The 10,456-nt window shown below is 59.9% G+C and carries 8 protein-coding genes, 1 tRNA gene and 1 pseudogene; 3 read left to right on the top strand and 7 right to left on the bottom strand.

The window, feature by feature from the left end; all coding sequences use genetic code 11:
- Positions 1 to 924: 924 nt before the first annotated feature.
- A pseudogene (locus BLT50_RS19570) lies at positions 925 to 1,515 on the top strand (Hint domain-containing protein); the annotation flags it as partial.
- A gap of 180 nt (positions 1,516 to 1,695) precedes the next feature.
- On the opposite strand, the gene BLT50_RS09025 reads toward BLT50_RS19570, so the two are convergent.
- A tRNA-Leu gene (locus BLT50_RS09025) sits at positions 1,696 to 1,781 on the bottom strand.
- Positions 1,782 to 1,901: 120 nt separating this feature from the next.
- On the opposite strand from BLT50_RS09025, the gene BLT50_RS09020 reads away from it, so the two are divergent.
- Both BLT50_RS09020 and BLT50_RS09015 read left to right on the top strand, forming a co-directional pair.
- Positions 1,902 to 2,480 (top strand): YqaA family protein, encoded by a 579-nt coding sequence (locus BLT50_RS09020; RefSeq protein ID WP_090028317.1) that lies wholly within the window; start codon positions 1,902 to 1,904, stop codon positions 2,478 to 2,480.
- Positions 2,477 to 2,950: a disulfide bond formation protein B gene (locus BLT50_RS09015; RefSeq protein ID WP_342706696.1), complete on the top strand. Its 474-nt coding sequence runs from the start codon at positions 2,477 to 2,479 to the stop codon at positions 2,948 to 2,950. The genes BLT50_RS09020 and BLT50_RS09015 overlap by 4 nt, the downstream gene beginning before the upstream one ends.
- 39 nt (positions 2,951 to 2,989) lie before the next feature.
- Here BLT50_RS09015 and BLT50_RS09010 read toward each other — a convergent pair whose 3' ends face one another.
- From BLT50_RS09010 to soxA, 6 genes are all read right to left on the bottom strand, one after another.
- Positions 2,990 to 4,258, bottom strand: a complete 1,269-nt coding sequence (locus tag BLT50_RS09010) for an NAD(P)/FAD-dependent oxidoreductase (protein ID WP_090028316.1) — start codon at positions 4,256 to 4,258, stop codon at positions 2,990 to 2,992.
- Positions 4,259 to 4,289: 31 nt separating this feature from the next.
- Positions 4,290 to 5,003, bottom strand: a complete 714-nt coding sequence (locus tag BLT50_RS09005) for a c-type cytochrome (RefSeq protein WP_090028358.1) — start codon at positions 5,001 to 5,003, stop codon at positions 4,290 to 4,292.
- Between the two features lie 236 nt (positions 5,004 to 5,239).
- Positions 5,240 to 6,445 (bottom strand): c-type cytochrome, encoded by a 1,206-nt coding sequence (locus BLT50_RS09000; protein ID WP_090028315.1) that lies wholly within the window; start codon positions 6,443 to 6,445, stop codon positions 5,240 to 5,242.
- Complete coding sequence (gene soxC / locus BLT50_RS08995) at positions 6,429 to 7,700, bottom strand: sulfite dehydrogenase (protein WP_090028314.1); 1,272 nt, start codon at positions 7,698 to 7,700, stop codon at positions 6,429 to 6,431. Before soxC ends, BLT50_RS09000 begins: the two co-directional genes overlap by 17 nt.
- A gap of 76 nt (positions 7,701 to 7,776) precedes the next feature.
- The gene (gene soxB, locus BLT50_RS08990) at positions 7,777 to 9,474 is read right to left on the bottom strand and encodes a thiosulfohydrolase SoxB (protein WP_090028313.1); all 1,698 of its coding nucleotides are present in this window, start codon (positions 9,472 to 9,474) and stop codon (positions 7,777 to 7,779) included.
- A gap of 118 nt (positions 9,475 to 9,592) precedes the next feature.
- Complete coding sequence (gene soxA / locus BLT50_RS08985; RefSeq protein WP_090028312.1) at positions 9,593 to 10,447, bottom strand: sulfur oxidation c-type cytochrome SoxA; 855 nt, start codon at positions 10,445 to 10,447, stop codon at positions 9,593 to 9,595.
- Positions 10,448 to 10,456 lie beyond the last annotated feature (9 nt).

Raw genomic sequence — 10,456 nt, 5'->3', positions numbered from 1 at the left:
CGAGACAATCTCTTCGGGCTTGGGTCGCCTGTTTGCCATTCTCGGTCCTCCGTTTCCTAAACATAGTGGTGGACCAGTTCAGTTGGGGAGGCTCAGCACTGCCCGGCGTGACCTCAACACAAATTTTTTGTGCCCAAATTCTGCCACATTTTCTGGAATCCCCATAAAGCTTTCTTCTAACGGGGCAACTCAACCCAGTTCTCAGCAATCACTGTATCGAATTTGAGTACTTTTTTCTGATATATCGCTCATTGTCTTTATTTCATGGATGGTTGTGCTGGCACTGCATTAACCCTGTTCGGTATGTGCAATTGATGACTTTGCCAGCTAATTTTGCCGATAAAGTCTTGGCGATTTCGGAGGCAGGAGAACTTGGCTCCCGCCCCTGGAGAACAGTCTGTTTCCAGTGCGAGAATGAAATCCATCGAACTTCCACGCGAAATGTTGCTACTATCCGCTAGGAGTTTTTCGCGATTATTATTTTAAGGGAACCATTGGCTGAACATAAGCATTCAAAGAAGCGTAATGTCTGAAATTCTCGTCTTCAATGCAGCATACGGAACCTTCAAGACTGCGGGGCCGAACGTACTTTTTTCTCCGAGCAGTGGTCTTGGCCCCTATGGAACCAGCGCTGGAGACACGGGTGTTGAGCTGCAGTTCAATGACGCCCAATGGTGGAAGGCGGACCAAGTCAGCTTGGACGGCGGCCTTTCCCAAACAAGCTTTTCAATAGTTTCAATAGGAACTCTGGAACCGGCGGCTCGAAACAGCAACTTCTTCAATCAATATCCGCAGTTTTCTAGCAGCAATCCGCCTGACTATGCGGTGATTAGTTTGGCAACTGGAGAGCAACTTATTTTCTTTCCAGATTTTCCAAAACTGGAAGGTCCGCTCAACGGGACAAACTTCCTTCTCGAGACGAATGTTGTACCTTGTTTCACTCCTGGCACTGCAATCGCAACCCCGCAGGGCGAGAAGCTGGTTGAAGACCTCAAAGTTGGTGACCGAGTGATTACCCGTGACAACGGCATTCAGGAAATCCGCTGGATAGGGGCCAAACGAGTATCAGGCTTGGAACTCGCGAAAGACCCGCACCTCAAACCTGTTCTCGTCCGCAAAGGCGCGCTGGGCAACGACCTGCCCGAGCGGGACATGCTTGTCAGCCCGAACCACCGCCTTCTGGTAAACAACGACAAAACAGCGCTTTACTTTGAAAACCGAGAGGTTTTGGCGGCAGCCAAACACATGGTGGGCGCGGAAGGCATCCACGAAGTCGATGTGATGGGCACCACATATATTCACTTCATGTTCGACCACCACGAGGTGGTGCTGTCAAACGGGTCGTGGACCGAAAGCTTCCAACCCGGCGACATGAGCCTGAAGGGCATGGGCAAAGCACAGCGAAATGAAATCTTCGATCTGTTTCCCGAGCTAGCCAGCGACAAGGGCGCTGAAGCTTACCAATCCGCTCGTCGGTCGCTCAAAAAGCATGAAGCAGACCTTCTGATAAAGTAGAACCGACTGCTCCGTTTTCTCATGATTTCAATGAACTACGCCGCTGACTAGTGGAATCGCGTCCTGTGGTGTCAGTTCTTTACGTTGGATTTTCTACAACCCCGCACCGCCACCACAAAGGGGGTCTCAATCCAGTTAAAATCGAAAATATCAATAATTCAGTATTTTAGAAAAATAATTTGGTGCCCAAGGAGAGACTCGAACTCTCACGGTATTGCTACCGGGGGATTTTGAATCCCCTGCGTCTACCATTCCGCCACTTGGGCCCGGCCCTTGGTCTAACTTGGAGTTTCGCGGGCGTCCAGATGCAATTCGCTTTGTTCTTGCCGTCAGGCGCGTGGTCGCTAAACAGGCGGTGACGCCACGCTAGGCCCCGGAGACGCGCGATGATCCGACGCTTGTATGACTGGACGATGTCGCAGGCCGACCACCCCAAGGCCCTGTGGGTTCTGGCCTTTGTATCCTTTGTCGAAAGTTCGGTTTTCCCGATCCCGCCGGACGTGCTGATGATCCCCATGATCCTGGCGCGTCCCTCGCGGGCATTTCTGATCGCGGCGGTCGCCCTTGTATCGTCCGTGTTGGGTGGATTGCTTGGCTACGCCATAGGCGCCCTGGCATACGAACAGGTCGGGCAGCCGATCCTCGAAGCGATGGGCAAGGGCGCGGCGATGGACGAGTTCAACGCACGCTTCAACGATTTCGGTTTCTGGCCGGTTCTGATCGCTGGCATGACACCTTTTCCCTACAAGGTGATCACTATCATGTCCGGCTGGACCGGATTGCCGCTGGTGACTTTCACGATCACGTCTATCGTCGCGCGCGGCGTGCGGTTTTTCATCGTTGCGGCACTGCTTTGGAAATTCGGCGCGCCCATTCGTGATTTCATCGAACGCCGGTTGGGATTGATGTTCGTTGTTTTCATCGTCATCCTGCTGGGTGGGTTCTACATCGTGAGGTTCCTGTGAGGCTGACGCGACAACGGCTCATCCTTTTGGCGGCAGGCGGCTCCACCGCGCTGCTGGCCGGGGCGTTCCTATTCCAGTTCCTCGGCTGGGCGCCCTGCAAGCTGTGCCTTTGGCAGCGGTGGCCTCATGCCGTGGCGATCGCGATCGGGGCGATAGCCCTGACGGTCGGTGGACGCATCTGGGCGTGGGCCGGCGCAGCTTGCATGGTCGCGGCCTCGGGTCTGGCGCTGTATCACACGGGCGTCGAACGAAAATGGTGGGAAGGCCCCGCCAGTTGCACCGGCGGCGGGGATTTGTCCCTTGGCGCAGGCAGTGCGCTTTTGCCGGGTGCAGCGGCCGATACGCCGGCACTCGTGCTATGCGATCAGCTGCAGCCGTTTTTCCTGGGGCTGACCATGGCGAACTGGAACCTTTTGTTTTCGCTCGGCCTTTTGGCGTTCTGGATCGCGGCGGCCATGCGCCGGGATTGAGGGCACCAGGGCCTGTGCGGCCCCGGTGCAAGTCGCGGTTCAGCCGAACATGTCCGCCGTGATACCGGCATACCAGCCCAGGCTTTCCTCGTAGGTCGCTTTGCGCAGCGCGGCATCCTCGCCGGTCTGGCTGATGAAGCCGTCCACCTTGGCGATCTTTTCGTCCGTCGCCTGGTAGGATGCCCCGACCTTGACCCCGTCATCGGTGTCGATCAGCGACCAGCAGGTATTCGAGAACTTGGCCGGGAACACCTTGGAGCCGGTCAGTTCACCCCGGATCGCCATCGCGGCGACCTTGGCCTGGCTGTTGGCCGAGAAACCGGACTTCGGCATGTCGCCCTGGTTGGTCGCATCGCCAAGGACGTGGATATTCGCATCCATTCGGCTGACCATGCTGTGACCGTCCACAGGCGCCCAGTTGCCGTCGTTGATGCCGGCGATTTCGCAGATCCGGCCAGCCTTTTGCGCCGGGATCACGTTGCAGACGTCGACCTTTTCAACGACACCGTCGACCGTGACGGTCATCGCGCCGGGGTCGACCTCGACCTTGTCACCGCCGAAATCCGGGCCGATCCGTTCGACCATGCCGGCATAGTGCCTGTTCCAGCCTTCTTCGAACAGCGCCTGCTTGGAAAATTTCTCTTTCGGATCAACGACAAGGATCTTGGCGGTCGGGTTAATCTGGCTGAGCAGGTGCGCGACCATGCTGACCCTTTCGTAAGGCCCCGGCGGGCAGCGATAGGGGTTCGGCGGCGCGACCATCGCGAAACGACCACCCTCGGGCATCGATTCAAGCTGCGCCTTCAGCAGTTCGGTCTGGCTGCCCGCCTTGTAGGCGTGGGGCATCTTGTTCTGCGCGTTCAGATCCCACCCCGGCACGGCGCCATCGACGAAATCGATACCCGGGCTCAGCACCAGCTTGTCATAGGGCAGCACTGCGCCGCCCGCCAGCGTGACGGTCTTGGCGTCCCTGTCGATGCCGGTGGCCCAGTCGTGCACCACGTTGATCCCGTATTCCGACGCCAGCGTGCCATAGCTGTGCGCAATCGAGCTCAGATCGCGGAACCCGCCGATATAAAGGTTCGAGAAAAAGCAGGTGTAGTACTGCCGCGTGGGCTCGACCAGGGTCACGTCGATCTCGCCCTTGCTGTCCTTGGCAAGATAGCGGGCCACGGTTGCGCCCCCTGCCCCACCGCCGATGACAACAACCTTGGGCCGCCCATGCGCGGCGCCCCACACGTTCGGAGCCTGGAGCGCGGCCGCCGCCGCTGCACCGGTTCCTATAAAGGCGCGTCTGTTTAGTTTCATACCGTATCCTCCCATGAAAGGTGCAGGCCTCTCAGAGCCCTGCAAAATATGCGGCGAGCGCCGCAATCTCTTCTTCCGTCAACCGCCCGGCATAGGCCTGCATCACAGGGTGCGGGCGAATCTTGCGCTTGTATGCGTGCAGCGCGATCACGAAATCCTCTTCGGGCCACCCGGTAATTGACGGGATGCCCTGGTCCGAGCCGTCCCGCTGATGGCAGGTGGTGCATTCGCTAGCGAGGTATTCGCCGTATTCGGGATCACCGACGAGGGCGAGTATCTCGGGCGACAGCTCCACCTCGGGTGCAACGGCGGTCGGCTGCGCCTCGGGGATGTTGGCGGGGTTGTCCGAAAAGCGGCGCAGATAGGCCAGGACGTCGGCCCGGTCCTGCTGATCCTTGAGCCCGGCGAAATTCATCCGTGTGCCCGACACCAGGTATTTCGGGTTCTCCAGATAGGCATGCAGCTTTTCGAGCGACCAGACCAGGCCGTCGTTGCCTGCCCGGACCAGCCCTTCGGAGTACCGCTCATAGCCGTCCACCGTGCCCGCCTTGCGCCCGAAAATACCGTTGAGATGCGGGCCGATGCGGTGTTCGGCCCCCTTCCCGACCTGGTGGCAACTGGCGCATTTGCGAAAGATCTTTTCGCCGCTTTCGGCATCGCCGATCTCGTCGGCAGCCGCATATCCAACCCAGTGCGCCGCAGCCAAAAGAAAGCCGGCGGCCACCGACAGAACGCCGATTTTCATGGCGTTTCCTCCCATTTTCATGCGCTCTCTTTCGGGGCGCTTGTTGAAATATGGTGCGGGCGTTCCCCTATTTTTTCAATCTTTTATTCTGGAAATACGCGAAAAAAGAACGGGCACCTCAACCTGTGAGGCGCCCGTCCTTAACTTTCCCGGTCCACTGCCCGAAACAGGACCGTGGTACCGGTATTATCCTTGTCGACAGGGCCGGTCTGGCCGGCCCTGACCTGCCTTTCCGCTTACGGGAAGGTCTTGAGATACTCGATGACAGCCTTGATGTCGTCCTCTTTGCGAAGTCCGGCAAAGGACATCTTGGTGCCGCTGATGAAATCGCGCGGCTTCGCCAGGAAGGCCGACAGGTTGGCTTCGTCCCAGACCATGCCGCTTTCGCCCATTTCAACAATCGTCTTGCTGTAACGGAAGTCTTCGACATGGGCCAGTTTGGCCCCGATGACACCGTTCAGGACGGGGCCGGTCTTGTTGGTCGCGCCTTCGCCTACCTGGTGGCAGGCCTTGCACTTCTTGAAGACGTTTTCACCCTCTTCCGCCAGCGCCGTGTCGATCGACGCGGCGGCCGGGGTTGCCTCGGCTGCAGGTGTCTCTTCGGCGGCGGCCTCTTGTGCGGGTTCAGCCGTGGCCGTCTGGGTTTCCTCGGTCGCTGCGGTGGGTTCTGCTGCCGCCTCGTCCGCGGCCCCTTCTTCTTCCGGGGTCACGTCCAGAACGGCGGCGCGCATGGTGATTTCCACGCTGTCCTTGCAGTTTTCCATGCAGGGCTCGGCCGTCCAGAAGTGCTTTTCGGCTTCTTCGCGATCATCCACGATGAACCCGTCGGCATTCGGCATCTCGACCTCGAGGAAGTTTTCGTTCGACAGAACGAAATCGTCGTCCACAAGGTAGTTCGAGAACAGGATGTAGGCCGTGATCGCGTACACCTCGTCGTTCGACAGGGTTTGCGCGGCGCCGAACGGCATCGAGCGGTGGACATAGTCCCACACGGTCGACAGGTAGGGCCAGTACGACCCGACGGTTTTCAGCGGATCCTTGTCGGCCAGCGTGCCTTCGCCGCCAGCCAGTTTCGGCCAGTTGCCGACACCTTCGGCGAATTCGCCATGGCAGACGGCGCAGTTTTCCGAAAACAGCATCTCGCCGTCCTCGACCGAGCCCGAACCAACCGGAAGGCCGGTGCCGTCAGGCGCGACATCCAGGTTCCATGCGGCGACCTCTTCGGGCAGCGCGGGACGGCCAAGGCCGAACTTGCCGTCGGCGGCCGCATCGCTGGCCTGTGCAGCCGCGATCAGCATGAAATCGGTGTCCGCTTCGGCAGCCATTTTCGGCGCGTCGGATGGCATGGGCGTCACGTTGCGGTCGGCAAAGTTGTACGCGCCGGTCAGCAACGCGACGAGGCCGACGCCGACACCGCCATAAAGATTAAGAGACTTCGACATTTTCGGCCTCCCCGTTCGGTTTCACCCACCAGGTCTGGATGCAGTTGTTGTGATAGATCGAGTTCTCGCCGCGCACTTCGCGCAGTTGCGCCTTGCTGGGCTGAACGTATCCGGTTTCGTCGCGCGCACGCGATTGCAGGAACATCTCTTCGCCGTTCCACTCGACATCGAGATAGAAACGCGTCAGCGCCTTGGCCGTGCCGGGCTGTGCCAGGCGCGCGGGCTGCCAGTTGATGCCACCGTCAAGCGACACGTCGACACCCGTAATCGCGCCACGGCCCGACCATGCCAGGCCCGTGATCACCAGCGGGCCATGCCCGTGCTTGATCGGGCTTTGCGGGCTGGGCGAGGTGACAACCGATTTGGCGTCCATGACCCAGGTCCATTTGCGGCTGGTGCCATTGGCCAGTGTGTCGGTGTATTTCGAGGTTTCCTCGCGGCTCTGAATCGCCTGCGTGGTCACTTCGACGCGGCGCAGCCACTTGACCCACATGTTGCCTTCCCAGCCGGGAACAACCAGGCGCACGGGATAGCCGTGTTCCTTGCGCAGCGCTTCGCCATTGGCCTTGAACGCCACCAGAACGTCGTCCAGCGCCTTTTCCAGCGGGATCGAACGGCCGTTCGACGATGCGTCGGCACCCTCGACATAGACCCACTTGCCCTCGGTCTGCACGCCTGCCTCGTTCAGCAGGGTACGCAGCGGCACGCCGGTGTATTCCATGTTGTGGATCATGCCATGGGTGAACTGCGCGCCGTTCAGCTGCGCGCCGGCCCATTCCATCCCGGTGTTGGCCGCGCATTCGCAGAAATAGACATGGTTTTCACGCGGGAACCGCTCCAGATCTTCATAGGTGAAGACCAGCGGCGTATCCACCAGCCCGTTGATCATCAGGCGGTAGTCTTCCTTGCGCAGCTCGATTGCCCCCGAATGGTGGCGTTCGAACGCGCAGCCCTGCGGCGTGATCGTGCCATCGAGCGCATGGATCGGGGTGAAGTTGATCGACGAAATCGTGTCGGCGGTCAGCCATTCCACGTTGCGGCGGATCACATCGCTTTCGTATTTGATCGGCAGGCCGTAGGGCGTTGCGTCAACGCCGTCCCCCAGGCCTGTGGCCCAGTCCTGCACCTCGGTGATCAGCGGATCGGGTTCCGCGGCCTTGGCCGCGCTGGCCCCGAACACGGCACCACCCGCCGCGATCGAGCCCTTCAGAAAGGCGCGCCGCGAGGGCGTTTTGCCTTTGAAGCTGGCAGTCATCTTTCTCTAGCCTCCTTTGAAGATTCAGACTCCGGCACGCGAACCGGCCGGGCAAAGGGTTGGGTTTGGCGGGAGCTCAGAGCCCCTCGACCTTGACACTGTTGTTTTCCGAAACGGTCACGGTGCCCATCTTGCGGATGTGGCTTTCGACCACGTCCCAGATCTGCGGGCCTTCGGTGCCTTCGTTGACGCTGGCCCAGCCGGCGACGACATAGTTCTTGGCCGGGTCGATCGCCTCGCCGGTCTTAAGAAGGGTCATGTCGCTGATGCGCTCGCCCTGCGGCTTCGAGATATCGATGCGATACCCCATGCCGCCGATGCGGACCATGTCCCCACCCTGCTGGTAATAGGGATCAGGGTTGAAGATGTTGTCGGCGACATCTTCGAGGATCACCTTGATGAACTCGCCGGTCATTTCCGAACGATACGCCTTGCCGTAGGTCATCGAGGTGACGTTCCAGATGTCTTCGCGGGTGATATTGTCGCCCGGGATCAGCGACGGGCCCCAACGGACGCCGGGCGACATCGCGATATCGGCCTCGCGTTCGCTCAGCAGCGCGTCGCAAATCAGGTCGTCCCAAGAGCCGTTAAAGTTGCCACGGCGATACAGCAGCGAGTCGGTCTGGCCGATCACCTCTTCGAGCTGGTCCTTGAAGGGCGCACGCTGCTCGTCGATCAGCGCCGCGACCTCGGCGTCGGGTTCGATCACGTCCGAGAAGATGGGGATCAGCTTGTGGCGGAAGCCCATCATGCGGCCGTCGCGAACGTCCAGGTCGACGCGGCTGACGAACTTGCCGTTCGACCCCGAGGCGACGATGATCGTTTCGCCCACCAGAACGGGTTCGGGCAGTGCATCATGGGTGTGGCCCGACAGGATCACGTCGATCCCGGTCACGACGCCGGCCATCTTCTTGTCCACGTCAAAGCCGTTATGGCTGAGCACGACAACGAGGTCGGCCCCTTCGGACCGTACCTGGTCGACCACTTCCTGCATGTGTTCGTCGCGGATACCGAAGCTGTATTCGGGGAACATCCAGCGCGGGTTCGCGATCGGCATATAGGGGAAGGCCTGACCGATCACGGCGATCTTTGCACCGCCACGCTCGAAGAACTTGTAGGGGGCGAAATCCTCGGCGGGTTCGTCCCACTCGGCATCAAAGATGTTCTGGCCAAGCGCGGCAAAGGGAAGGTCGCCTACGATTTCGCGCACACGATCCGATCCCAGCGTGAATTCCCAGTGGAAAGTCATCGCATCGGGTTTGAGCGCGTTCATCACGTTGACCATGTCCTGCCCGGCGGTCTGGTAGCAGGTGTAGGACCCATGCCATGTGTCGCCGCCATCCAGCAGGATCGCGTCGGGGCGATCGGCGCGGATCGCGTTCACGACAGTGGCCACGCGGTCAAGCCCGCCAACCTTGCCATAGGCCTGTGCCAGCGACGAAAAATCGTTGTATGTCAACGCGTAGTGGCTGGGGCTGCCATCGTCGATGCCGTAAAGCTTGCGGAAGTCGGCGCCCGTCACATGCGGCACGGCGCCCTTGTTTTCACCCACACCGATATTCACTTCGGGCTCGCGGAAATAGATCGGCTTGAGCTGCGCGTGAATGTCGGTGACATGAATAAGCGAGACATTGCCGAATGTATCGAACTGCAGCAGCTGGTCCTGGGTCAGGCTTTGCTGTGCGGCCAATCGGGCCCAATTGCCAAAGCCCGAGGCGCCAACGAGCGCCGAAGCGGCCATCGAAACCTGGAGGAAATCGCGGCGGGAGATCATGGTGGTGTCTCACTTTTCTTTATCACGGGGCGCACACTCGACACATGCGCATATGTGAATGGGTTGTTAATGACAAACCCCGCGCCAAGCTTGTCAGCCTGACGCGGGGTTCGAGGGTTTAGTTACGAACCGACGGTCCTTCGACCGACAGACCGTTGCCGCGCGAGGCGACATACAGTTCCAGCGCCACGAATTCCGGGCTGCCCGGGCTGAAGGTTTCGGCGCGGGTGTCGCGCACGCAACCCTTGAACCGGCCATGCACGGTGTTCAGCTTGGCGTTCTTCAGGCGGTAGGTCGGGAAACCGTTGATCTGACCCTGGCTCAGGTGGTCTGCGCGGATCATGTTGCCATAATTCTGCTCGTGGCAGGATGCGCAGGACAGTTCGAGCTGGCCAAAACGGGTATAGTAGATTTCCTTACCCTTTTCCCAGGTGTCTGCCACCGGGCCGTCGATCGCCACATCGACAGGCATGCCGCGCGATTGCACGGTGATCAGGGCCTCCATCGCAGCCATCGGGCCGCTGTCGTACTTGTACGGCTCGGCGCCCATGTTCTCGGTGCGGCAGTTGTTGATCTGCATGGCGAGAGTACGGACTTCGCCAGCCTTCTCGTTCCACTTGGGATAAACCGCGCGCACGCCCTTCATGCTGTCTTCGACGTTTTCGTGGCACGAAGCGCAGGACTTGCCAGCAGTGCCTTCGACGGTATCCCACGCCGCTGCGGCATCTTCGACCGCCAGCATGCCGGGGTTGTCAAAGTCGTCCATCTGCATGGCCTGGGTATCGTCGTTGCGGAAATGCCAGCCCGACATGATCTCGGTCAGCATGCTGTCTTCGAGATGCGCGGGCAGCGGCGCCTTGGTCACCATCTCTTCGCCATTGATGGTCAGCGTGTCGTTATCCGGATCCGCGAACGTCAGCGCCGGTGCCGCTACCATCAGGGCCGCGATGGCCGTCAGTGCCTTGAAATTCATAAAGCGTCC

It is taken from the genome of Lutimaribacter saemankumensis (genome assembly GCF_900100005.1).
GTDB lineage: Bacteria > Pseudomonadota > Alphaproteobacteria > Rhodobacterales > Rhodobacteraceae > Lutimaribacter > Lutimaribacter saemankumensis.
The sequence above is the reverse complement of the archived record's forward strand: the minus strand, read 5'-3'. Positions and strand labels throughout refer to the sequence as shown.